Annotated in this window: 23 protein-coding genes; 8 read left to right on the forward strand and 15 right to left on the reverse strand. The window is 40.2% G+C overall.

The features are described from left to right. Window positions 1-15 precede the first annotated feature (15 nt). The 3 genes from murB to DYI81_RS11585 are packed head-to-tail and all read left to right on the forward strand — an operon-like array spanning window position 16 to window position 3230. Window positions 16-1050, forward strand: a complete 1035-nt coding sequence (murB, locus tag DYI81_RS11575; RefSeq protein ID WP_117007599.1) for a UDP-N-acetylmuramate dehydrogenase — start codon at window positions 16-18, stop codon at window positions 1048-1050. Between the two features lie 3 nt (window positions 1051-1053). Then, entirely contained in the window at window positions 1054-2193 is a 1140-nt protein-coding gene (locus DYI81_RS11580) for a YdcF family protein (RefSeq protein WP_117007600.1), read from the forward strand. Then, window positions 2193-3230, forward strand: a complete 1038-nt coding sequence (locus DYI81_RS11585) for an alpha/beta hydrolase (RefSeq protein WP_106984901.1) — start codon at window positions 2193-2195, stop codon at window positions 3228-3230. The genes DYI81_RS11580 and DYI81_RS11585 overlap by 1 nt, the downstream gene beginning before the upstream one ends. A gap of 85 nt (window positions 3231-3315) precedes the next feature. Here DYI81_RS11585 and DYI81_RS11590 read toward each other — a convergent pair whose 3' ends face one another. Together DYI81_RS11590 and DYI81_RS11595 are read right to left on the reverse strand one after the other, a co-directional pair. Beyond that, a complete protein-coding gene (locus tag DYI81_RS11590) occupies window positions 3316-4986 on the reverse strand; it encodes an FMN-binding glutamate synthase family protein (RefSeq protein WP_106984900.1) in 1671 nt (556 codons plus the stop codon). A 565-nt stretch (window positions 4987-5551) separates the two neighbouring features. Continuing rightward, complete coding sequence (locus tag DYI81_RS11595; protein WP_106984899.1) at window positions 5552-6553, reverse strand: WYL domain-containing protein; 1002 nt, start codon at window positions 6551-6553, stop codon at window positions 5552-5554. 246 nt (window positions 6554-6799) lie between these two features. Here DYI81_RS11595 and DYI81_RS11600 point away from each other — a divergent pair, with 246 nt between their 5' ends. The 5 genes from DYI81_RS11600 to DYI81_RS11620 all read left to right on the forward strand — a co-directional run bounded on the left by DYI81_RS11600 (window position 6800) and on the right by DYI81_RS11620 (window position 11029). Beyond that, window positions 6800-8341 (forward strand): circularly permuted type 2 ATP-grasp protein, encoded by a 1542-nt coding sequence (locus tag DYI81_RS11600; RefSeq protein WP_106984898.1) that lies wholly within the window; start codon window positions 6800-6802, stop codon window positions 8339-8341. Window positions 8342-8369: 28 nt separating this feature from the next. After that, window positions 8370-8972, forward strand: a complete 603-nt coding sequence (locus tag DYI81_RS11605) for a hypothetical protein (protein ID WP_106984897.1) — start codon at window positions 8370-8372, stop codon at window positions 8970-8972. Continuing rightward, window positions 8969-9751: a transglutaminase family protein gene (locus DYI81_RS11610; RefSeq protein WP_106984896.1), complete on the forward strand. Its 783-nt coding sequence runs from the start codon at window positions 8969-8971 to the stop codon at window positions 9749-9751. Before DYI81_RS11605 ends, DYI81_RS11610 begins: the two co-directional genes overlap by 4 nt. Before the next feature lie 18 nt (window positions 9752-9769). Then, entirely contained in the window at window positions 9770-10504 is a 735-nt protein-coding gene (locus tag DYI81_RS11615; RefSeq protein WP_106984895.1) for a proteasome-type protease, read from the forward strand. A gap of 99 nt (window positions 10505-10603) precedes the next feature. Further along, complete coding sequence (locus DYI81_RS11620) at window positions 10604-11029, forward strand: BLUF domain-containing protein (RefSeq protein ID WP_227865893.1); 426 nt, start codon at window positions 10604-10606, stop codon at window positions 11027-11029. Window positions 11030-11095: 66 nt separating this feature from the next. On the opposite strand, the gene alr is transcribed toward DYI81_RS11620, so the two are convergent. The 13 genes from alr to DYI81_RS11685 all read right to left on the reverse strand — a co-directional run bounded on the left by alr (window position 11096) and on the right by DYI81_RS11685 (window position 24429). After that, entirely contained in the window at window positions 11096-12169 is a 1074-nt protein-coding gene (gene alr / locus DYI81_RS11625; protein ID WP_106984894.1) for an alanine racemase, read from the reverse strand. Window positions 12170-12458: 289 nt separating this feature from the next. Next, window positions 12459-13898: a replicative DNA helicase gene (dnaB, locus tag DYI81_RS11630; protein ID WP_106984893.1), complete on the reverse strand. Its 1440-nt coding sequence runs from the start codon at window positions 13896-13898 to the stop codon at window positions 12459-12461. 240 nt (window positions 13899-14138) lie between these two features. Beyond that, the gene (rplI, locus tag DYI81_RS11635) at window positions 14139-14585 is read right to left on the reverse strand and encodes a 50S ribosomal protein L9 (RefSeq protein ID WP_106984892.1); all 447 of its coding nucleotides are present in this window, start codon (window positions 14583-14585) and stop codon (window positions 14139-14141) included. A 9-nt stretch (window positions 14586-14594) separates the two neighbouring features. Beyond that, window positions 14595-14822 (reverse strand): 30S ribosomal protein S18, encoded by a 228-nt coding sequence (rpsR, locus tag DYI81_RS11640; RefSeq protein ID WP_004278792.1) that lies wholly within the window; start codon window positions 14820-14822, stop codon window positions 14595-14597. A gap of 12 nt (window positions 14823-14834) precedes the next feature. After that, complete coding sequence (gene rpsF, locus DYI81_RS11645) at window positions 14835-15221, reverse strand: 30S ribosomal protein S6 (RefSeq protein WP_106984891.1); 387 nt, start codon at window positions 15219-15221, stop codon at window positions 14835-14837. Between the two features lie 244 nt (window positions 15222-15465). Next, window positions 15466-16215, reverse strand: a complete 750-nt coding sequence (locus DYI81_RS11650) for a DUF3142 domain-containing protein (RefSeq protein WP_106984890.1) — start codon at window positions 16213-16215, stop codon at window positions 15466-15468. 6 nt (window positions 16216-16221) lie between these two features. Beyond that, a complete protein-coding gene (locus tag DYI81_RS11655; RefSeq protein ID WP_171356353.1) occupies window positions 16222-18336 on the reverse strand; it encodes a hypothetical protein in 2115 nt (704 codons plus the stop codon). A 110-nt stretch (window positions 18337-18446) separates the two neighbouring features. Beyond that, complete coding sequence (cyoE, locus tag DYI81_RS11660; RefSeq protein WP_117007601.1) at window positions 18447-19325, reverse strand: heme o synthase; 879 nt, start codon at window positions 19323-19325, stop codon at window positions 18447-18449. A gap of 10 nt (window positions 19326-19335) precedes the next feature. Beyond that, window positions 19336-19665, reverse strand: coding sequence for a cytochrome o ubiquinol oxidase subunit IV (locus DYI81_RS11665; protein WP_171356355.1), 330 nt, complete (start codon window positions 19663-19665; stop codon window positions 19336-19338). Continuing rightward, window positions 19662-20282 carry a cytochrome o ubiquinol oxidase subunit III gene (gene cyoC / locus DYI81_RS11670; protein ID WP_117007602.1) on the reverse strand — a complete coding sequence of 207 codons (621 nt, stop codon included), beginning with the start codon at window positions 20280-20282 and terminating at the stop codon, window positions 19662-19664. The genes DYI81_RS11665 and cyoC overlap by 4 nt, the downstream gene beginning before the upstream one ends. 4 nt (window positions 20283-20286) lie before the next feature. Beyond that, complete coding sequence (gene cyoB / locus DYI81_RS11675) at window positions 20287-22275, reverse strand: cytochrome o ubiquinol oxidase subunit I (RefSeq protein ID WP_106984885.1); 1989 nt, start codon at window positions 22273-22275, stop codon at window positions 20287-20289. Window positions 22276-22278: 3 nt separating this feature from the next. Further along, window positions 22279-23355, reverse strand: a complete 1077-nt coding sequence (cyoA, locus tag DYI81_RS11680; RefSeq protein ID WP_117007603.1) for a ubiquinol oxidase subunit II — start codon at window positions 23353-23355, stop codon at window positions 22279-22281. Window positions 23356-23652: 297 nt separating this feature from the next. After that, on the reverse strand, window positions 23653-24429 hold the full coding sequence (locus tag DYI81_RS11685; protein ID WP_106984883.1) for an RDD family protein: 777 nt from the start codon (window positions 24427-24429) through the stop codon (window positions 23653-23655). Window positions 24430-24433: the final 4 nt, after the last annotated feature.

Raw genomic sequence — 24433 nt, forward strand, 5'->3', positions numbered from 1 at the left:
GGTTTAAGATTCGATATGCATATCCAGACTCAAGTACAACTTAAGCCTTTTAATACGCTCAATTTAAATTCGATTGCTTCTCATTATGTTCAAGTGTCTTCAAAACAAGACCTGTTAGAAGCATTGGCTTTTGCAGAGGCAGAGCAACTGAATGTATTTATACTTTCAGGGGGCAGTAATATGCTCCTGCCAGAGCACATCAATGCTTTGGTATTGCACATGCACATAATGGGGATTGAAACTCTCGTAGAAGATGAGCATACCCGCACGGTGTGTGTGGGTGCTGGTCAGGTATGGCATGACTTTGTGTTATGGACGACGACACAGCAGTTGTATGGTTTACAAAATTTGGCTTTGATTCCTGGGCTTGTAGGCGCGGCACCTGTACAAAATATTGGTGCTTATGGTGTTGAAGCAGGTGAATTTATTGATACGGTTGAAGTCTATGATCGTAATCAGAAAAAATTTACATGTATTGCATCGGCAGACTGTGATTTTGCATACCGTCATAGTGTATTTAAAGACGATCCAAATCGTTACATTATCTGTGCGGTTCAATTTAAGCTGTTGAAAGCACCAGAACTGAAATTACAGTATGGTGATTTAAAAGCAGCAGTAGGTGATGAGCTTACCGCAGAAAACTTACAACGTCAGGTGATTCATATTCGACAAGCTAAATTACCAGATCCTAAAGAATTTCCAAATGTGGGTAGTTTTTTTAAAAACCCAGTCATTTCTCAGCAGGATTATGAAGCAATTGCAATAAAACATCCTAACTTACCGCATTATCCTCAAACGAATGGGCAGTTCAAAATTGCAGCAGGCTGGCTAATTGATCAAGCGGGTTGGAAAGGCAAAAAGTTAGGTGTTGTAGGAATGTTTCATAAGCAAGCTTTGGTGCTGGTAAATTATGCTGATGCAACTTTGCACGATGTACGCCGTACCTATCAAGCTGTACAAAATGATGTATATCATCAGTTTGGAATTGACTTAGAACCTGAACCTGTGTTGTTTAGTCAGCAAGGTTTAATCCGTTCACATCAGGACTAAAAAATGAAAAAAACGCCATGGATAGTCCGTTTGGTGCAAATAGTCGCTTTACTATTTGCGCTTTTCGGCTGTCTGATCGTTTTTATTTATACGCCTTTTTATTCTAGCTTGATCGTACGTGCGCTGAATTATTTTGTACCTGTAGAAGTGAATGAGGTGGCTGCCAAAAGTCAAAAAATGGCTTCTTTAAGTGACCACGAAAGCTATGAGCCAGGTTCAGATATGTGGATTGCACGTCAAGCGTATTTAAAAGTGATGGAAGAAGCGATCCAAACTAAAAATGCACAAGATTTGATGTTGGTACAGGCACGTTATAAAGCACTGCAAAAAAATATCGAAGAAGACATTCAAAAAGAAGCTGAAGAGAAAAATCGGCCTCAAGTGCCATTATTGGTGCCTGTGGATGATCAAGCAGAGGCAAGTAGTGCATCTGAAGCGACAGTGGCAAATGTTTTTGATTTCAATGCAAAACTTGATGATGAACAGATGCAATATTATATTAAGTTTTTAAAAACACATCCTGTTGAAATGGCGGCTTCAGAGCCTGTAGATGATGAAATATTTAAAGATATTGCCCTGATTCAGAACCAAAATGAAAATGAGAAAAAAGCCACACAAGCAAAGCCAACGCACTTATCTGAACCTTATGCAATTGTGGTGTTAGGTGGTGGTTTAACACTCGATAAAAATGGTAAAGATATTGTTGTAAATGACTATACACGCTTACGTTTAGAAAAAACGCTCACAGTAGAACAGCGGTATAAATTGCCAATTGTACTGAGTGGTGTAGAAGCACCTTATATGCAACGTTGGTTGGCTGAGCGTGGTGTAGAAGCCAAATTGCTTGAAGACCGTAGTATGAATACCTGTGAAAACACACGTTTTAGCTCTTTGCTCTTGCAGAAAAAAGGTGGTGCACCTACAGTAATGCTCATTACAGATCGTTATCACATGCCAAGAACTCGACGTTTATTTGCACTCAATGGCATTGAAACAATCGCTATAGAAGCGCCAATGCCAACGCATTTAACCCGATGGCGCCCAAGTGAAAAAAATTATGACCATAGTCGCCGTGCCAATTATGAAATGTTGGCGACAATGCGCGACATGTGGGTAGGTACAGAATGCAGGGAGGTACCTTAATGTCTGATATACCTTTTTTAAATCCTGCAATTTTAAAGCAATTAGAGTTGCCTATACCGAGCCGTGAAACTACGCCTCTGTTATTAGAACAATTAAATTTAAATCGGCCTTATACGCCGACTTTGGAAATTCAAGCTTATCGTCGTTTGTATGGTTTAGATGCTTTGAATTGTGAGCATTGGCAAGGTGCAATTGAAATGCCTTTGTTTAAGCTACATGTACAGGTCTTTCAACCCAAATTAGAACAAGGTCAACAGAGTAAGGGGACGGTATTTTTATTGCATGGCTATTTAGAGCATAGCGGTATTTATCAACCGATAATTCGAGAAATACTTGAGCAAGGCTACAGTATTTTGACCTATGACTTACCTGGGCATGGTTTAAGCAATGGCTCACCTGCGAGTATTCAAAATTTTGATCATTACCAAGCCGTATTAGACGCCGTATACCGTTATGTAAAACATGCTTCGCAATTGCCTCAGCCATGGTTAGGCATTGGTCAAAGCACGGGTGGCGCAATTTGGTTGCATCACTTGCTTGCCTTTGCTGAGCGTCGTGAAAACCCGTATGTAGATCGCGTATTGTTGTTATCGCCACTAATTCGTCCAGCCAAAACTGCTTGGTGGCACAATTCGGTTGGTTTGGGCATTATTCGCCGTATTAAGCGTGAAGTGCCTCGTCATTTTCGCCGCAATAACCATAATCCTGAGTTTTTACGCTTTGTACGCCTAAAAGATCCACTACAGCCACGTATGATGGGTATGGATTGGATTTTAGCAATGTCGAAGTGGATGCAGGAAATGGAAGATCGTCCAGCATGTCGCATTCCAGTGTGGTTAGCACAAGGTGCGCAGGATCAGACGGTTGACTGGCGTTACAATATTGAGTTTATTCGCCGAAAGTTCCGTTTACAAACGCTACTCATGTTAGAAGAAGGCTCTCATCAGTTAATTAACGAGCGTGCAGATATTCGCGCTGCGCTAACAGGTTTAATTCCTGCTTTTTTAAATGCAAATAGCAGTAAAAGTTATTACTAAGTTGCAGGTTTAGCCTTGAGTTTTTGTTGATCAAAAACATAAAAAAAGTAGCAATATGCTACTTTTTTTATGTTCATTCAGTTGTTTAAAAACGCTCGGCGCTTGCCATATTCCACATGCGATAATAAAAATTTTCTTGATCTTTATTCTCACAGTGTAGAAGTTCACCCTCTTTTAGCCAAAAATGGAGCTGGGCATAGTTTTTAATTTCACGATCGTTAATGCGCTGCGCTAAATGATGTGCCTTTAAATCCGCAGGGTGGCTTAAGCCGGCTGAGGCTAACATTTCAGACAAGCCATGCAGGGTGTTTTTATGAAAGTTATAGACCCGTTCTGCTTTGGTGGGTACATGAATCGCTTTTTGGCGGTCTGGGTCTTGCGTGGCAACGCCTACAGGGCATTGGTTGGTGTGGCAACTTTGCGCTTGTATACAACCAACGGCAAACATAAAGCCACGAGCAGAATTGACCCAATCAGCGCCAATCGCCATTGTGCTGGAAATATCAAAAGCGCTAATGATTTTACCGCTGGCGCCAATTTTAATTTTATCGCGTAAACCAGCACCCACTAAGCTGTTGTGTACAAAGAGTAGACCTTCTCGTAGCGGTGTACCCATATAGTTAATTAGCTCGACAGGGGCTGCGCCAGTGCCACCTTCAGAGCCATCGACCACAATAAAATCTGGCAAAATTTGGGTTTGAAGCATGGCTTTAACAATACCCATGAATTGCCAAGGTTGGCCGAGGCAAAGTTTAAAGCCTACAGGTTTACCATTGGAAAGCTCTCGTAATTGTTGAATAAAATGCATCAATTCGAGGGGGGTACTAAAAGCAGGATGGCTTGACGGCGATACGCAATCATGATCGCGACTAACACCACGGATTTGAGCAATTTCAGCAGAAATTTTATCTTTAGGCAAAATGCCACCGTGACCAGGTTTAGCGCCCTGAGACAGCTTAATTTCAATCATTTTGACTTGAGGAAGTTTGGCTTGTTCTGCAAAACGAACAGGGTCAAATTGACCATCTAGTGTGCGACAACCAAAATAGCCACTTCCTAGTTCCCAAACAATATCGCCTCCATGTTCTAAATGATATGGGCTAATGCTACCTTCACCAGTGTCATGGTAAAACTGTCCCATCTGTGCACCTTTGTTGAGTGCACGAATGGCATTAGCACTTAAACTTCCGAAGCTCATGGCTGAAATGTTTAAAATTGATGCACTATAAGGTTGAGTACATTGTGGCCCACCAATGCTGATTCTAAAGTCTGCAGGATTTGCAGGTTTACATGGGCTGAGTGAATGGGTAATGAAGCGATAATTATCCTGATAAACATCTAAAATAGAACCAAAGGGTTTATCTGCATTTTCATTTTTTGCACGTTGGTAAACCAAGCTACGTTGCATGCGAGAGAAAGGAAGGGCATCTTGATCAGCTTCAATAAAATATTGGCGAATTTCAGGACGGAACTCTTCAAATAAAAAACGAAAATGCCCCATGATTGGGTAATTTTTTAAGATGGAGTGTTTATTTTGAAGCACGTCATACAAACCAATCAAACTTAAGATTGCCGTGATAACCCAAACACTATTGAGCAAGGTTTTGGGAACAAAATAATAAATATAGCGAGGCTCATAGCCAATATGGAATGACGTGACCAGCAAACAAATAAAAATACACAAGAACCAAATAGAATGGCGTGAAAAAAATGTATTGAGCAGTTTATGTCGTATAGATTGTGTTGGGCTTGGCATATAAAAATTTATCCATAGACTGCATTAAGCTTTTAATGTGCCGATTTTGTTAGCAATTCTCAAGTTTTAGTTTGTTGATTGAATGTAGTTCTGTGCAAATTAATATGCGAAATTCATGAGCTATACGCATGGTTATTTGCAAAGAGTGGACTAAGTTTTTCTGAAAAATTGTTTAGGTTTTGATCTGCTATACAAAGCAATTCTTATGATTTCACCCACTAAGATTTTTTAGATAAATTGATTTTACCCCAGCAAAAGGAGCAATAAAGATGACTAAAAAATCGATCCGTTTTAACAATGCAGATCTAGCATGCTTATGCTAATCAAGATCTCTAAACTGACTTTAACTTACCAATACCGTATGCAGTGGGGAAAGCAACTGAATACGGTATTTCAATCAGCCAATCAACGCTAAGAATGACAATAACATTTTAAGAAATTATCAGTCCCAGTTTTGGGACTTTTTTCTATGCAGCCTTATGCTTGTAAAATGGCTAGATAAGCTTGGCCATACCGCCTCATTCAAAGCTTAGCTTGAATACAGTATTTGGATTTTTTTAGCGTTTTAAGGTTCATTGATTTGTTGTACTGCATGTAAAACATATTCGGGTTCAATATTTTGAATACGTTTTCCAAAGCTACGTAACCACCAAACCAATTGCGAGGTATAGGGTACAGTTGCAGTAATTAAAATCTGTCCATTATCTAGTTTTTGTATGGTTTGGTCTCTACTGAGCTGAGATTCTTCAAAGTAGCCTGCATCTTGTTCTGTAACAGTGAGGCGAAGCTCGATATTCTCAGTAGGTTGATTAAAATCAACCCTAAAGCCCAATGCACCAGATTCTATATAAGCATCTATATCAAAATTGACTGGATGCAATGCACGTGAATTAAGCACTTGCGCAGATTTAAAGCGGTGCAAAGCGAATGTTTGGATGTCGGTTTTGTCATGTCGGGTGCACACTAAATAAATGATTGCACCTTTTTGAACCAATGCCAGTGGATTTAAGATGTAGGTCTTTTCCTCACTTTGTAAACCACGGCCTTGATATACACATTCTAATTGCTTGTCTTGGAGTAAGCCTTCATAAATCGTTTGTTGTGATGTTTTATCTACAGTTGGCGGTATAAGAGGCTGATTGGCCGGCACAATACGAACACGGTTGATCCATTGGCGCACACTGTTTTGGGTGGAAAGACTTCGGCGAGCCAAATCAAACCAAGGATTCATTTCCTCTATGAGGCTAGGCGGCAGTAAATGTTTAAGATGTTCCTCAACCATCATAAAAGTTACAGCCTGAGAACTGGTCATGTGTGGCAAGCTTTGAATAGGTGCATCAGCCCGCCAACGCCAGCCCTGAGGCGATGTTTTGCTACTTTCAATTGGAAAGCGCTGGGCAATTTGGTTTAAATCACGCTGAATGGTGCGCAAACTAATATCGATACCTTCGCGTACCAAGCTTTCTTGCAATTCACGTGTCCCAATCCACTTTCCTGTGGGTAATCGCGACAAAATTTGCCATTGGCGATAGAGACTGTTGGATGTTTCTTTTTCTTGTGAGGACATAATGTAGACAATAACTAATCTAGTAGTGAGATGGGCAACGCCAAAATACACAATAAAAAAACTGGATTTATTTCGCAAGTCTTTGACTTAAAAAAAACAGCACAATTTGAAACAAGATGGCGCAATTTTAGTCTTGTGTACATGTTGGAAATGATCAATAAATGTAAGACAAGGTGGTAATTTATACAGCTGGCATGCTTATTGCTTTGATTTGCTTACAATAGATTACAAAGAGAAGAGGTTGGTATGTTGAAAGAAAATATACACGATACAGCTTCCAGTACATCCTTAGAGGCGTATGCATCATCTGTATCTACCATGAGTAGAAATACAGCGACAGCACAGTCCTATGCGTTGTTTGAACATTTGAAGTCAAATTTTTTTAATGAAATGCGTGATGATCGATTGATCTCGGGTGAAGCATGCCAAAACATAGAACATTGGCTATCGCAGCATAATTTAGATGAATTAAAAGCATTAAACCAACGTGCAAAAGAACATTTTTTATATGAAGGTATTACCTTTAATGTTTATGGTGAGGCTGAGGGGACCGAACGTACAATCCCTTATGACTTAATTCCACGTGTGATTGCGAAGAAACAATGGAATACCGTAGCCACTGGTTGTGCTCAACGTGTTCGTGCACTCAATTTATTTTTACATGATATCTATCATCAACAAGAAATTTTAAAGGCGGGTATTGTTCCTGAGTTACAAGTGTTGTCGCATGAGGCATATTTGCCTCAAATGGTACAGCACCATTTAAAAGGTCAGGTCTATAGCCAGATTAGTGGTGTTGATATTATCCGTGATCGTCATGGTGAGTTTTATGTGCTTGAAGATAACTTACGTACACCATCAGGTGTGTCATATATGTTGGAGTCACGCAAAATAAGCCAAAAACTCATGCCCGATTTATGTGCAAAGAGCAATATTTTGGGCATAGAGCAATATCCAAGCTTGCTCAGACAAATACTTGAAGAAAATGCTTATTGTGATCATCCATTTATCGTGATTTTAACGCCAGGTCGCTATAACAGTGCCTATTATGAACATGCTTTCTTGGCACGTGAAATGGATGTACCGTTAGTAACTTCTGCGGATTTATTTGTAGAAAATGACGTGGTCTATGTCAAAACCATTAAAGGTCGTCAACGGGTAGATGTGATCTATCGTCGTTTAGATGATGCGTTTTTGGATCCATTAACGTTTAGACCAGACAGTACCTTGGGTGTTGCAGGTTTAATGTCGGCTTATCATCAACATAATGTTGTGATTGCCAATGCACCGGGTACTGGTGTGGCAGATGATAAATCAATTTATCCGTATGTAGATAAAATGATTCAGTTCTATCTAGGTGAGCAAGCCATTTTAAAAAATGTGCCCACTTACCAATGCCGTGAAGCAGCAGATTTAGATTATGTGTTGAGTCATTTAGAACAATTGGTGGTAAAAGAAGCACAAGGTTCTGGTGGATACGGCATGTTAATTGGGCCCCAAGCGTCTGAACAGCAAATTCATGAATTTAGAAAGAAAATAAGCCTTACGCCACATTTATATATTGCACAGCCTACTTTGGATTTATCTGTGTGCCCAACGCTGACTGCGCATGGGGCTGCAGAAAGACACATTGATTTACGTCCTTTTGTGCTGAGTTCACCTTATCGCACAGAAATTGTGCCTGGTGGTTTGACGCGTGTAGCCATGCAAGCGGGTTCATTGGTGGTCAATTCATCTCAGGGTGGAGGGATTAAGGATACTTGGGTGGTGGATAACCTACATGTGTGATGCCTTATACCAATAAAAGGAAAATGAGATGATTTTGTTAAAAAGTAATGTACAAAATATTTTTTGGTTGGGGCGATATTTAACACGTATACAGTACTTATGTGCTCAATTTCCTTTTCAAGTAGACGAAGAAGCAGCGCAGTATGCACATGCATTTGCTTTAAATGCTGAGGATGCAATTGAGTTAAATGAGCTATTGTTAGATCCAACACAGGTGGCCTCATTTTCTTATCAGTTTGAATGTGCAAAAAACAATATTCAAGATTTACGCGCAGTGCTAAGTGCAGTGAATTATGCAGAATTAAGTTTGTTGATAAAAAATGCCAATGAAAATCGAGGCTATATTTGTGATGTGGCATCTGAATGCCAAGATATTTTAGAAACTGAATCTGAAACTATTTTTCTATTTTTTAGTTTGGGGCAAGGTATAGAGGAACTCGATCGACAGTTACGTTTACAACAAGATGAAACAACGACTTTAGCGAAGGTTGGTCATATTGTGAGCTCATTGGAGCACTTAGGTTGGTCTGATTTAGAACAAACATGGGCACAATTGCAGCAAGTTCCTAATAACACGCATTTTTTTCATTTTTATGACTCGATTCAACGGATATTTGAGGCTGATACATGAAATTCATGGTGAATCATCAAACGCATTATAGTTATTCTGCGGATGTAAATCGGAGCATTCAATATATTCGTATGACACCACCCAGTAATGTCCATCAAAAGGTACATCATTGGGCGGTGAGTGTGCCTGGTCAGTCTATTGCGAAACACGATGCATTTGAAAATATTTGGTTGACCAGCTCACAATACGAACCTTATAGCCAATTGACGATTATGGCGCAGGGAATTGTGGAGTTGAATGTAAATAATAGTTTGGGTGTAGATTTGGCACATATCTCACCTGCTATGTTTTTACAGCCGACAGATCGTACCTTGTGCAATACGGAAATGCAGTGTTTCGCACATCAGTATGTTCCAACTCCGACACATCAAAACTTAGTGGCTTTGGCTGAGGCAATTTTACAGTGTATTCCGTACACACCTGCAAGAACCTCAGTACATACCACAGCATTAGAAGCTTTTTTGCATGGTGAAGGCGTTTGTCAGGACCATAGTCATGTGTTTATTGCAATGTGTAAGTATTTGGGTATCCCAGCACGTTATGTATCGGGGTATTTATATGTACCACAAACAGCACATCTGGCCAGTCATGCATGGGCTGAAGCATTTATAGACAATGCATGGTATTGTTTTGATATTAGTAATCAATTGTTTAAACCAAATGCGCATATTTATGTCGCAATTGGCCGTGATTATTGGGATGTTGCTCCCGTGCGGGGGGTACGGGAAAAAGGCGGTATTGAATCAATGAGTTCGATTGTGCAAGTACTTCGCTGTTGAAAAAAAGAAGGATTAAAAATGACTTATTGTTGTGCGATGCGCTTACAGGATGGCATGGTGTTTATTAGTGATACGCGTACTAATGCGGGCGTAGATCATATTTCTGTATTTCGCAAATTATATACCTTTGGTGTAAGCAATGAGCGCTTCATTGTGATACAAACCTCAGGCAATTTAGCCACAACGCAAGCCGTGATTGGTCATCTACAAAATCAGTTGGAGCTGAAAATAGAGCCTAATTTGTATAGCTTAAATACGATGTTTGAGGTTGCTGAATTGGTTGGGCATACCTTAAGAAAAGTCATTGCAGATGTCACTTCAGATACAGTTGAGCAAAGTAATTACTTTTGTAGTTTGTTGGTCGGTGGGCAAATTGGTCGTGCTGATATGCAATTGTATAATATTTATCCGCAGGGAAATTTTATCAGTGCAACTTCGGATACACCATATTTCCAAATTGGTGAAAGTAAGTATGGTAAGCCTATTTTAGACCGTGCATTACGTTATGACATGCCTTTAGATGAAGCGATGCGTTGTAGCCTAATTTCATTTGATTCGACCATTCGTTCTAATGTGTCTGTGGGTTTGCCATTGGATGCACTTATTTATAAAAAAGATAGTCTTGTCATTCCTAATGGAAAGCGAATTTATGAAGAAGACCCATATTTTACAATGATTAGTAAAGGTTGGTCTGATGTATTACGCAATGGTTTAGTTGGCCTAGCAAAGCCCACAGAAGATTATTTTAATTAATTGATCCGTTGAAGAATGCTATGTTAAAACTGTATTGGAACGATAAGATTCCAATGCAGTTTTTATTTTTTAGGGGCTAAAAAAGATGAGGGCAGTTCGATGATGAAGCAACTTTGCTATGCCAGCTGTTCAACATCTTCTCCAGTGACATTGCTGGAAGATTTAAGAAACATACTGAGTGAAGCGCGAGATTTTAACCATCGTCATGCAATTACAGGTGTGCTGTATTATGCAGATGGCCACTTTTTTCAGTGTTTGGAAGGTAACGAGCTAATACTTGAACTGCTGGTAGAAAAGCTAAGCAAAGATTCTCGACATCGTGAGATTATGATCTATGGATTTAAGAGCATTGATCAAGCACATTTTGCAGACTGGTCGATGAAGTATGTGAGTAGGAATAGTCATGCGCTACAGTATTTGAATGAACAAGGGCAGGAAAAATTTAGGCCATTTGCTTTGAATGCTGATCAAGTGGAAGCCTTTTTGGTGCATTTGTATGATGCACAGCCTGATGAAGCTGCTTAAATCAAAAAGCCCAAGATTGACTTGGGCTTTTTGTGGAAATGATCTAAAAATAGATTTTCTATCTTTTTAAACCGTTTTACGGATTGGGCGCGCACTCATACGGCAAAGTAATTCATAGCCAATCGTACCATTGGCTTCTGCGACATCATCTACTAGACGGTCTTTGCCCCAAAGCTCTACGGTCGTGCCAATTGGTGCATTTAAGCCAGTCACATCAATCGCAATCATATCCATTGCAACACGGCCAATCACACGGCTTGCTTGACCATTAACATGGACGTAGTTTTGTTTTGGGAAGGCGCGTGGATAACCATCACCATAACCAATAGAGACAATAGCTAACTGCATGGTTTGTTCAGCCACAAAAGTTGAACCATAGCCTACTGATTCACCGGCTTGAATAGTATTTAAAGCGATAATATCCGCTGTAAACGTCATGACCGGTTTAAGGTCAAGCTCATGAACTGTTTTGTCGGCAAAAGGTGTTGCACCATAAAGCATGATGCCAGGGCGGACAAAATCAAAGTTTAATTCAGGCCATTTAAAAATAGCAGCTGAGTTACAGCAAGAGCCTAAAATAGGCGCACAAGCTTGTTTTACGTGCAGGAATTGGTCACGCTGTTGCTCATTTAATGGATGATTGTCTGCATCTGCATTGGCAAAATGCATAGCAAGTACGCAAGTAAAACCTTCAGCTTTGAGTGAGTTAATGACCTCAATGATTTCAGGCACTTTAAAGCCTAAACGATTCATCCCACTGTTGAGTTTGACCCAAACTTTTAGGTTTTTTGCAATGTATGCATCTTTGTTTGCCAGTAGCCATTCCAACTGTGGTTGATGGTGCACAACAACTTCGATATTGTGCGCTAACACGGCAGTCATTTCATCCGCGCTGAAAATACCTTCAATCAACGTAATCGGTTGTAGATAACCGAATTCACGAATTTCTAAAGCTTCTTCTAGGCAGGCAACACCGAAGGCATCGGTTTCTGTTAAGGCTGCTAAGCAGTCTTTTACACCGTGTCCGTAAGCATTGGCTTTCACCATGCTGACAATTTTCGCAGTTGGGGCAAGTTGTTTGACGCGGTTTAAATTATATTGAAGTGCAGATTGATCAATATAGACAGTTGCTTGGCGCACCCTAATAACTCCTTAGGATTGGTTTGCTCGCTATAGATTGATTATGCTAAGCGAGTGAAGCCATAAAATATATTTGGCCTGTAAGTTTACGCTAATTTAGTTTAAAGCGCAGGCCAAAGACGTTCTTGATGCACTATTTTAGTGAATTTTAAGCAAAATGATGCGAGTAAATTTGATTGGAAATACTGTGCAGATCAAGTATTTAAATTGGTTTTTTTAAAGTAATTATTTGAACAAAAAGTTAAAAAATATACATATAAAAAAGCAGGCCTAAGCCTGCTTCTATTGATTATTCTTCATCGTCATATTGTGCATAGAACTCAGGCGATAAATTACTAAAACGCGTATATTGACCTTCAAAGGCAAGACGAACAGTACCAATTGGACCATTACGCTGTTTACCGATGATAATTTCCGCCGTACCAGCTTCTTTAGATTCTTTGTTATAAACCTCATCACGATAAATAAACATGATTAAGTCGGCATCCTGCTCGATCGCACCAGATTCACGCAAATCTGACATCACAGGTCGTTTATTTGGGCGGTTTTCCAGTGAGCGGTTGAGCTGTGAAAGGGCAATTACAGGGCACATCATTTCTTTTGCCAAAGCTTTTAAGCTTCGAGAGATTTCCGAAATCTCACCCACACGGTTATCACCCATGCCTGGAACTTTCATCAGCTGTAAGTAATCGACCATAATACAGCCGAGCTTACCACCATGCTGTTTGGCAATACGACGCGCACGTGCACGTACCTCTGTTGGAGGAAGTGCAGATGAGTCATCAATATACAGTTTCTTTTCTTGTAACTGTAAGATGGTACCAGTCACTTTAGACCATTCATCACCATCTAATTTACCCGAACGTAAATGCCCTTGATGTACCTTACCGTAAGACGAAATTAAACGCATTGCGATAGAGTCGGCAGGCATCTCCATTGAATAAACCAAAGCTGGCAAGTCATTATTAAAGAGCACACTTTCAACCAAATTCATGGCAAAAGTGGTTTTACCCATAGAAGGGCGGGCCGCGACAATAATTAGATCGCCGGCTTGCATACCAGAGGTTTTATTGTCGAGCTCTAAGAATCCTGTTGTTAAGCCTGTAATGTTTCCTTCCATTTGTGACAATTCATTTAATTTGTCAAAAACGTCTGCAACGACAGTATTAATTGCTTTAGGGCCTTGAGCTTTCGCGTTGTTATTGTGCTGTTCTGCAATCGAGAAAATATTGGTTTCTGCAAGATCTAAAATTTCACTGACTGTACGACCTTTGGTGTCATAGGCATTTTGTAAAATTTCAGAACTCACTTTAATCATATTTCTTAAAGTTGAAAATTCTTTAATTTTAGATGCATAGGTTTCTAAGTTGTAGAAACTTGATGGTGAGTCAGCCATCAATTGCATTAAATATTCCTCGCCACCCACTGCATCCAATAGGTTTTGCTTAGTCAGCCAGTCATGCACTAAAACGGCATCATAAGGTGAACTGTCTTTGGAAAGCTGATCAATGGCGCGAAAAATATATTTATGACGTGTTGCATAGAAGTCATTTTCAACGAGCGTATCACCCACTTGTTCAAATGATTCAGCCACAGTCATGAGGGCTGCAAGCACAGCTTGTTCAATGGCAAGATTATGTGGAGGCGTACGAAATTCTTTAAGTTGTCCTGACTCTGATGTAGGTGTAGGAGCTGATTTTTGTTTCGTATCGGCATTGGCCTGAGACATAGATATTCCGTTTAACAGTCAATACTTGGGCTTAAATATTTATAGCAGATAAATAGGGTATATAGCAGTAGATCATACGCTTTCTACCATAGAAATACGATCATCTATACTGAGGGTTCATCTTATATTGAGGTGTATCTGTATATGAATATTTGTGTGAATAGTTTTGTTAAGACTATAACAAAATGTACAGATAAAAAAAGAGCATGCAAATGCATGCTCTTTTTTTTTGGTGCGAAATTACTCTGCTACGATAGTAACAAGAACTTCTGCAACAACATCATGGTGCAATTGGATTGCGATGTTGAATTCACCAGTGTGGCGAAGCGCGCCATTTGGCAAACGTACTTCTGAACGATCTACCACTAGACCAGCGTTAGTTAACGCGTCAGCGATGTCACGAGTACCGATTGAACCGAATAGTTTACCTTCGTCACCAGCTTTAGCAGTGATAACGATGTTAACTTCGTTCAATTGGTCAGCACGAGCTTGAGCAGCAGCTAAAATTTCAGCTTCTTCTTTCTCAAGTTCTGCACGACGAGCTTCAAAAGCAGCAGTGTTAGCTTCTGTTGCAGCAACAGCCTTACCTTGTGGGATAAGGAAGTTACGGCCGTAACCAGCTTTAACTGAAACTTTGTCACCTAGTTTACCTAGGTTTTTAATGCGTTGTAGTAAGATAATATCCACAGCTCAACCTCACTTATGATTGTCAGTGTAAGGGATCAAAGACAAGTAACGCGCTTGTTTAATAGCTAACGCTAATTGACGTTGGTAACGAGCTTTAGTACCTGTAATACGGCTAGGAACAATCTTGCCGTTTTCAGTGATGTACTGTTTTAAAGTGTCGATATCTTTGTAGTCGATGTACGTAACGTTCTCAGCTGTAAAGCGGCAGAACTTGCGACGACGGTAAAAACGTGCCATTTAGTGTTCTCCTTATGCTTCAGCAGAGTCTTGAGCTTGTTGTGCTTCTTCACGTTGAGCTTTACGCGCACGTTTTTCTTCAGCACTCTTAGCCAATAGTGACTCTTCAGTGATAGCGTTTTCACGACGGATGATAAGGCTACGAATAATTGCATCGTTGTAACGGAACAATTCTTCAAGCTCATCAAGAGTAGCTTGACCACACTCAACATTCATAAGAATGTAGTGAGCTTTGTGGATCTTGTTGATTGGGTAAGCCAATTGACGACGGCCCCAGTCTTCAAGACGGTGGATTTGACCTTCAGCTTCTTTGATTTGTGAGATATAGCGTTCAACCATACCCACAACTTGATCGCTTTGATCTGGGTGTACTAAAAGTACGATTTCGTAATGACGCATTGTCAGCTCCTTACGGTTTAGACAGCCCCTAACGTAATTGTTAGAAGCAAGGAGGCATAACTACTATAAAATAGTTATGTCGCAGTGTCTGCGAGGCACAGATTTTAGAGGGTTTGCTATTGGAATACAAGGTGTTTAGCTAAAAAGCCTGTATTTTTTATGGTTTTAGCATAAGTGGGGTTGTTGTTTGTACAGATGTGTTGAAATGCGACATGCATGTATGAGCAGATCTGACTGGATATTTTTAGTGAGGCGCTTCACGCAACAAAAAAACAATATAGCCTTTGAAATTAGGATTGTTTTTAAAATCAATGCTTTTATCCCATTGGCCATGCTGTACCAAGCCAATTTTAAAGGGCAAGTTTAGCGCTGCAATTTTACTTAAATATGCGCGATAATGCGGAATAGTTGTGGAGCCTTGATAAGTTTGAATTGCAATTTCATCAATACTGCTTTGGAGTAACTGGAGCGTTTTTGTGTTTTGAAGATTACTCCAGTCCATCAGTCCAGTAATACTTAACTTGTATTTTTGAGGCAACTGAGATCTAAGCAGTGTCAGAAATAAAGCATAATCGTGTAGATTCTTGGTTTTAGCATCAAAATCAATTTGAATGCCTTCAATATTGCTTCCCATATTTTCCCAGCGTTTTACACGCTTTAATATGCTATTGAGTTCATTGTTGTTCCAATTTAAATGGTGATTGCGGTAGACCAGCCATATTTTTTGATGTGGCATGCTCATTGGAGCAATACCTTGTACGCTAAGTACTGACTGCTGGGTATGTTGCTCGAGATAAATATTGCCCTGCAGTATATAGAGTTCTTTGGCTTGACTGAGGTAGGGGGCAGATTTGATATTGCCCCAAATCCAGAATGAATCGTAGCTGTTGGCATTGATATAATCACTTGCCTGAGCAGATTGACTTGGCTTACATGCCGTCAGCGTAAATATGTAGCATAAAATAATGCAAACTGCTGTTAGCCAAGTTTTCATTTTTAATTACCAATAGTATTTCAGCGATTTAGCCCAGCTGGTCTCTGGATAATCACGCTTAATTTGGTCAAACCATTGTTTGCGTACGGATTTAGCCACGTCAGCATCCTGACAGTCATTAAGCCCACCTGGTGAGTAACACATGATTGCACGGTACAGTGCGTAGGCTTTTAAATCGGCATTGGACGTTGATTTGATTATATCCTTATAGACTTGACCGCGTGCGAAGATTGGCCCTTGCAAGGTACTGCGCTGTTTTTCATCTTCTGTGATACTGCTTAAACGGTAAGCTTTATCTGAACGAATATATTCACCTAGACAGAGCTTTAAGCTCAAATCTTTTGGTGCAACTTGCAGTTTTTGCGTAAGACTATAAAGATCTGGGCAGCTAAGCTTGGAGTTTATGGTTGAACCTTTCCAGACAAAATTACCCAGTGGAGGCTGTTTTTTATAAGATATGTAGTCGGTGTCACTAAAAACATATTGCGCAGCATTTTTTGGCAGTAGTGTGTAGGCTTGATTAAACAAGCTGTAGTTTTGATGAATCAAGGATTTTTCTAGCACCGTATTTAGCGCTAGATTTTTTTGATCTTCGCTGGCAGATTTGTCCTGCACAATATGCATTAAGCTGTTTTCGTTGGCTTGTTCGGTAATGAAGTTACGTTGTAGAAAACGCGCTTTAATTTTTGAGTTTTCGCCGGCAAAAAAGCTGGCATTTTGTTGCTTGGCATAATATGAATACAGCATAAGCTCAAACAGTCCGCGTTGCTCTGGTGTTTTTGCTTTGGTTTGTAAGTTTTCCCAGTATTGCTGCGTATTTGCAGATTGTCCGGCTTTTTCCATAACCCTACCTTTGAGCAATATTTGACTCAGAGCTAGGTAACTGTTTGAATTGCCAACCTGAGGGTTAGACAAATAATTCAAGGCTTCATTGGGTTTGTTTTGCACATAAAATAAATGCGTAGCTTGTAAATATTGGAATAGTTCTGGTTGTGTTTTAAATACAGTTTTTTGGCTGTTTAATTCATTCCAATTTATTACGCGGTCTTCCGCCGACTCAGGTTTGCGCATTCGCATTAAATCATATATGGCTAACAAGAAAGGATCTTTTAAATACTGCGCTTTGAACAATGGGGATTGGAAAACGTGACGGTCAATTTCATAGGCCAAATTACTCATTTCTAGATTATAAAATGGCGATTTGGGATTGTTAATTTGCCAAGTGATTTCATTTACCAATAACTGCTGTTGCCCACCAATCCAGTAACAGCGACGCAGTAGACCACGCGCGCTGGCTGCATATCTGCCCGATGGATACAGTTTTAAATACTGGCTAATGCTGTCATAAGTATTTTTGAGTAATTGCTGATTAATTTTGGACTGATCCAAATCTCCATATTCACCTAAGCCGGTTTGATAGGTTGCGTTGAGATTGCTACGAATTAGCATGTATTGCGCAGTTTCTTTAATCCATGGTTGATCTGCGGAAGTTAAAGCTGAATAAATCTTAGAAGCTATGGAAAAGTTAGTATTGTAGAAGGCGATACTGCCATTTAGATATGAAGCAAATTGGCGTGCAGTCACAGACCAATGAGGATCTACGGTAATCAAACTGATGTGGTCGTCGCAAGTTTTGAGCTGGCTACGCGCTTTGATCAGAAAATCACGCTCTGTACTGGACAGTTTTTTATCTGCTTTAACCTGCTGAATAAAATCTTGATGGCTGTTCAGAATGGTGTTGCAGTATTCTGAATTTGAACCATCTAGTGCTTTGTTGGGTTGTCGCGCATTTTTGGCCAAATTGACGGCGGATGCTGTGAGTGCTTTGGTTTCGAATGGAACAGTGCTTGATGATGTGTACCATAAGGTTTCAGTATCGGTAGCAAATTTTAATTTGGCTAAGCCTAAGTCGCTAAGTAACAAGAGCATGTTGACTTGGTTGTCATTGGCTGGTGTTAGTGCAGGGAGGGCATTGCACGCGGTATATTCATTATTTTGAATCTGAGCTGAAGTCTCGCAATAGATGTCTACACCAGAAAAAGCATGTGTGCTGTACATTAGAGCAAAAGGAAATGTAGAAATAAAAAGTGAAGTTTTAAAAGCTGTAGGGATTAATTTCATTATTGAGCGGTAGGTTATTATTGTGCTCGCTATGGTATCAATTAGAAAATAAGACTCAAGAATTTTTTTAGGGGTATAAAGAAAAAAGATAGAGTAAAACTCTATCTTTTTTAAAACAGCGGTAAATGCGGTGCAGGTGAGGAATAGCTAAAACTAAAACTAAAGCTTAAAGCAGTAATTAAAATCACTGAATATAAGAAATAGCGTTTTGCCCAAACCTGATCATTTTCGGCTTTAAATCCAATAATTGATAAATACACCCAGTATGCACAAAGTGCATTAAAAGTGATTAAAAAGAATATATTGGTATAGCCAAAGCAATACAAACCATTGAGTACCAAAGCAAACAAAATTACGTAAATCAGGCTTTCGACCTTAGTACGAAAAATTGAGCGAGCGACAGGTAAAATAGGAATGCCTGCATTTTTATAGTCATCAAAACGATAAACTGCAATTCCCCATGAATGTGGCATTTGCCAGATTGCATAAGCTAAAAAGATTAGCAATGCTGCAACATCAAATTCATTTGAAACAGCGGTATAGCCAATGACTGGAGGGCTTGCGCCAGAAATACTGCCAATCACCGTTTGGTGAATTGAAGTACGTTTGCTCCAAAGACTATAAAAAACTACATAAACCACAAAACCAAGTACAGCAAAGCCAAAAGCATAAGCATTCACAAAAAACCAAAGTAGGGCAAAGCCTAAAAGTCCAAGTACAGCAGAGAAAGTCAATGCGACAGCTGGACTAATGGTTTTTTTAACGAGTGCTCGGTTCATCGTCCGTTCCATCTTTTGATCAATATCTTGATCAATGACGTTATTGACGACACAGCCAGAGGCTACAACTAGGGTTGTACCAAGTAGGGTGATAAGAAGGAGGAGGAAATCTACAGACCCCTGAGCGGCTAAAAAGAAGCCGCCCAGAGTGGTAACGAAGTTACCAAAGAGAATTCCTGGCTTAGTCAGGAATAAATACTTTTTCAGCATGACGAACAGTTTAGATCATCATGTTGTAGTGTAAGTAGTTCATGATCCATACAGAACCAACCAATAAGATTGCAACTGTAAGAATTGTATAGATGAACGCAATAACATTCCAGCGTTGCTCTGAAGAAGAGTTCATGTGCAGGAAGTAAACTAACTGTACAAGAATCTGAGCAACTGCAGTGATTGCAATTGTCGCAACAACTAAACCACGGCTAAAACCGCCCATCATAACCATACCAAAAGGAATGATTGTTAAAGCAACAGACAGGATGAAGCCAATTGTATATTGCTTAGTATTGCCGTGTGCAGCACCAGCTGAGTTATGGTCGTGACTCATTATAGAACTCCCATTAAGTAAACTACGCTGAATACACAGATCCAAACGATGTCAAGGAAGTGCCAGAACAAGCTTAGGCAAGCAAGACGACGAGTGTTTGGAAGTGTCAAACCATATTTCTTGATTTGGAACATCAACACAAGCATCCATACCAAACCAGAAGTTACGTGAATACCGTGCGTACCAACTAGAGTAAAGAACGCAGATAAGAACGCACTTGTGCTTGGACCATGACCAGCGTGTACAAGGTGATTGAACTCATAAAGTTCCATGCCGATGAAGGCAGCACCAAATACCCAAGTAATTGCTAACCAAGTTAAAACTTTTGAAACGTCTTTTTTGTATGCAGCAAGTACAGCAAAACCAAACGTTACAGAAGAGATTAAGAGAGCAAAAGTTTCTGTTAGAACGAAACCTAAAGTATCGCCAAACAATTCTTTTGCACTTGGAGTGCCCACAGGAACGTGACTGCTTAAAACAGCAAACGCAATGAAGAGTGTACCGAATAGGATCAAGTCACTCATCAAGTAAGACCAGAAACCAAAGACTGTGATGTCTGTATCATCGTGGTGATGATGTTCATCGTGTCCGTGGTTATCGTGATGAAGTACTTCAGCCATTGTCTTAGTCCTTCTTCAAGTGTTTTTCAAGAATTGCGTAACGTTCGTTTTCAATACGCTCAACTTCAGCTGCAGGAACATAGTAGTCCACTTTCTTCGTGAATGAAGAAACAATGAAGCTGATGATTGAAGCAATGAACGTAACAACAACTAACCACCAAATGTGCCAGATCAAACCAAAGCCCATAACTGTAATAAACATTGCAATTACGAAACCTGCCGCACGGTTAGTCGGCATGTGGATGTCTTCATATTTAGTAGGTTTAGCGTACGCGATGCCGTTTTCTTTGTCAGTCCAGAAAGTATCAATACCATTGATCTTTGGAAGGTGAGCAAAGTTATAGAACGGAGCAGGAGATGAAGTTGCCCATTCAAGAACGCGGCCATCCCATGGGTCACCAGTAACGTCCATATTGTCTTTGCGTTGAAGGAAACCAACAACAATTTGCATAACAAAACAGAAGATACCGATTGCAACAAGTACAGAACCGAAGAAAGCAATCGCTAAGTACGGATCCCATTCAGGGTTGTCATATGTATTCAAACGACGAGTCATACCCATGAAACCAAGGATATAAAGTGGCATGAATGCAAAGTAGAAACCGAAGAACCAGAACCAGAATGCAGCTTTACCCCAAGCTTCATTTAATTTCCAACCAAACATTTTTGGCCAGTAGAAAATGATGCCGGCGAACATTGCGAATACTACACCACCGATAATTACGTTATGGAAGTGAGCAATCAAGAACAATGAGTTATGTACAAGGAAGTCAGCTGGTGGAACTGCCATTAATACGCCAGTTAAACCGCCGATACCGAAAGTCACAAGGAAGCCAAGTGTCCAGTACATTGGAGTTGTAAACGTGATGCGGCCCTTGTACATGGTGAATAACCAAGAGAAGATTTTCACACCAGTAGGGATCGCAATGATCATTGTCATGATACCGAAGAACGCGTTTACGTTCGCACCTGCACCCATTGTAAAGAAGTGGTGAACCCACACAACGAATGAAAGAACGGTAATGGCAATAGTCGCATAAACCATTGATTTGTAGCCAAATAGTGTTTTGCGAGAGAACGTTGAAGTAACTTCTGAGTAAATACCAAAAGCAGGTAATACAAGAATATAAACTTCTGGGTGACCCCAAGTCCAAATCAAGTTCACGTACAACATTGGACTACCGCCCATGTCATTTGTGAAGAAATGGAAACCGAAGTAACGGTCAAGGGAAAGCATTGCAATTGTAGCTGTTAACACAGGGAATGCAGCGATAATTAGTACCGCAGTACAAAGCGCAGTCCAAGTGAAAATAGGCATGTCCATAAGTTTCATGCCAGGAGCACGCATTTTAATGATGGTAACAAAGAAGTTAACACCAGTTAAAAGAGTACCAAGACCTGAAATCTGAAGTGCCCAGATGTAGTAGTCCACACCTACGCCTGGAGAGTATTCAATGCCTGATAGTGGAGGGTAAGCCATCCAACCAGTTGCAGCGAATTCACCAATCGCAAGAGATGCCATCATCAAACCAGCAGCGCCTGCGAATAACCAGAAGCTTAAAGAGTTTAATAATGGGAAGGCTACGTCACGTGCACCAATTTGAAGTGGTACAGAAACGTTCATTAAGCCAACAACAAGACCCATCGCTACGAAGAAGATCATGATCACGCCGTGGGCAGTGAAGATCTGGTCATAGTGTTCTGGGTGTAAGTAACCTTCGCCGCCACCTTTTGCAAGGAACAACTGAAGACGCATCATGATCGCATCGGCAAAACCACGCACAAGCATGATAATCGATACGAAGATATACATGATACCAATTTTTTTATGGTCTACAGATGTGAACCATTCAGTCCACAAGTAGTTCCATTTTTTGAAGTAGGTGATACCCGCAACAACTGCGATACCGCCTAGGATCATCATAGCCACAGTCACCAACACGATTGGATCGTGTGGGATTGAATCCGGGCCTAACTTACCTAATAAGCTCATGTCTTATTCCCCTACAGAAGCAGTCGCATGATCTGCATTTGCATGAGCTTCAGAAGCTACTGCTTCATGACCAGCAGCTGAGTGATCAGCACCGTGGTAGTTGCTCATGTATTTGTTAATTACAGATTCGAACAATTTAGGTTCTACTGAAGAGTAATAAGTCACAGGGTGTGGCTTAGTAGGATAAGGACCTTCTGCTTCAGCTAGAGCTGCTGCTTCTTTTTGCTTTTCAGTTTCAGCGTGTGCAACCATCATTTCAATTTGATGCTTAGAACGGTTGCCGTCACGTAAGGTTGCAAATTCAGCTTGGTCTAAAACAGTTTTTTGAACTGCTTCAGGATTTACTGAAGTACCATTGCCTGCTTTCACAGCCGCAACCCATTCAGCAAACTGAGCATCTGTCACAGAATGAGCACGGAAGCGCATTTGTGAGAAGCCGTAACCTGAGTAGTTAGAAGAGAAACCGCGGAAGCCTTCAGCTGGGCTAGTTTCGTCTGCCAATAAGTTCAGGTGAGTTTGCATACCTGCCATTGCATAGATCTGACCAGACAATGCAGGAATGAAGAATGAGTTCATTGTGAAGTTAGAAGTCAAACGAAGGCTTACTGGAGTTTTCTCTGGGAAGCGTAGTTCGTTAACAGTCGCAATGTTTTGCTCTGGATAGATGAAAATCCATTTAAATTGTTCAGCGATAACTTGAACAGTTAAAGGAGCTTTATCTGATTCTAGCGGACGGTACGGGTCATATTTGTGGGAACCCCACCATGTTAAGTACGCAAGAATACCAATAATAATGATAGGAACACCCCATACTACAACTTCAATTGCAGTTGAATGTGCCCATGTTGGTTTATAGTCTGCATCTTTATTTGACGCGCGATATTTCCAACCAAACCATAACGCCATAAGTGCTGATGGAATCACCACTAAAAGCATTAAATAGATCGCAGTCATCATCAAGTCAGATTGACCTTGAGCAACTGGACCTTTCGAGTTTAGAAGTACCATATCACCACCGCAACCTGTTAACAGTGCGACGATCGCAGATAAAGACAATACAGCTAAAATTGTTTGTCTCATTTTACAACCTCGGTGAAGAGTCCCATTCCCTAATTAAATTATGGGATAGCGATTATAGTGTAGCATGATTGAGAATATTCTTATTAGACATAGAAAATCCTTCCCAATCATGAGACACCGCTACGTTGTTGGGCATTATGCCTCATATCTGGAAACTAAGCTATACATAAAGCGGGTTTAAATGACTGTATTAAAAACCTATTTTGTCAGTCGGAATTCATAAATGCTGTTAATAATTTTATTTTAATTTCAAAGGAATGAATAAAAAAGGGATGAAAACTCATCCCTTAATTTATGTTATTTTTGCTGCTTAATCACCTTAGTTTTCGCTAATTTATCATGTAAAGTTTGACGTTTCGCGCCAAAAGCGAATAAATAATCAACAATAGCCACCATTAAGAACATAAAGTTGATTAAAATAAATACGATGCTGCGCAGGGTAAATGCACGTAAGGTTGAAACTTGTTCACCTGATTCGGCATCTACGATTTGAATTTTGGTGATTTTTTTACCAATGCTTTGCCCTGACTTGGTAATAAAGTAAGCTTGAACCATAAGCATGATGACAAGATATGCTGTCATTGCCATCCATGCTTGTTGTGAAAACATATCAAAAATTTGATTTTGCAAATTTTGAATGACCGTTGGATTTGTACTTGCATCCATAACAGCGGTAATAAATTGCTCATTCAGTTTGTTGAATGCTTCAGTTTCTTGAGCGCTAAAGAAAGATGTCAAAATGTAGGTTGCAGGTAGCCAAAGCAATAGGTCAATAATTTTTGCTAATGCGCGACTTGGAATAGAGGCAAGTGTTTGCGATGCAACATTTGTGCTTTTTTGTGCCGTGGCAACAGGTTGTTGGAATGGTGTAGGTGCGGGTGTTGGGGGGGTGTAACCTGCAGGTTGGTATGTAAGTTGTCCTTGAGTGAGTTCACCTAAAGCCTTCCATTCGGTCATACCTTGGTGCCAAGCCAAATCTGTCAGTAAAACTTGTTGGCTTGAGAGCATTTGATTAAGTTGCTCTAAAGTGTATGGTCCAGCTTGTTGATTATTTCGTGCCAAGTAAATCTGCATAAAA

Source organism: Acinetobacter sp. SWAC5, from assembly GCF_003419885.1.
Classification (GTDB): Bacteria; Pseudomonadota; Gammaproteobacteria; order Pseudomonadales; family Moraxellaceae; genus Acinetobacter; species Acinetobacter cumulans.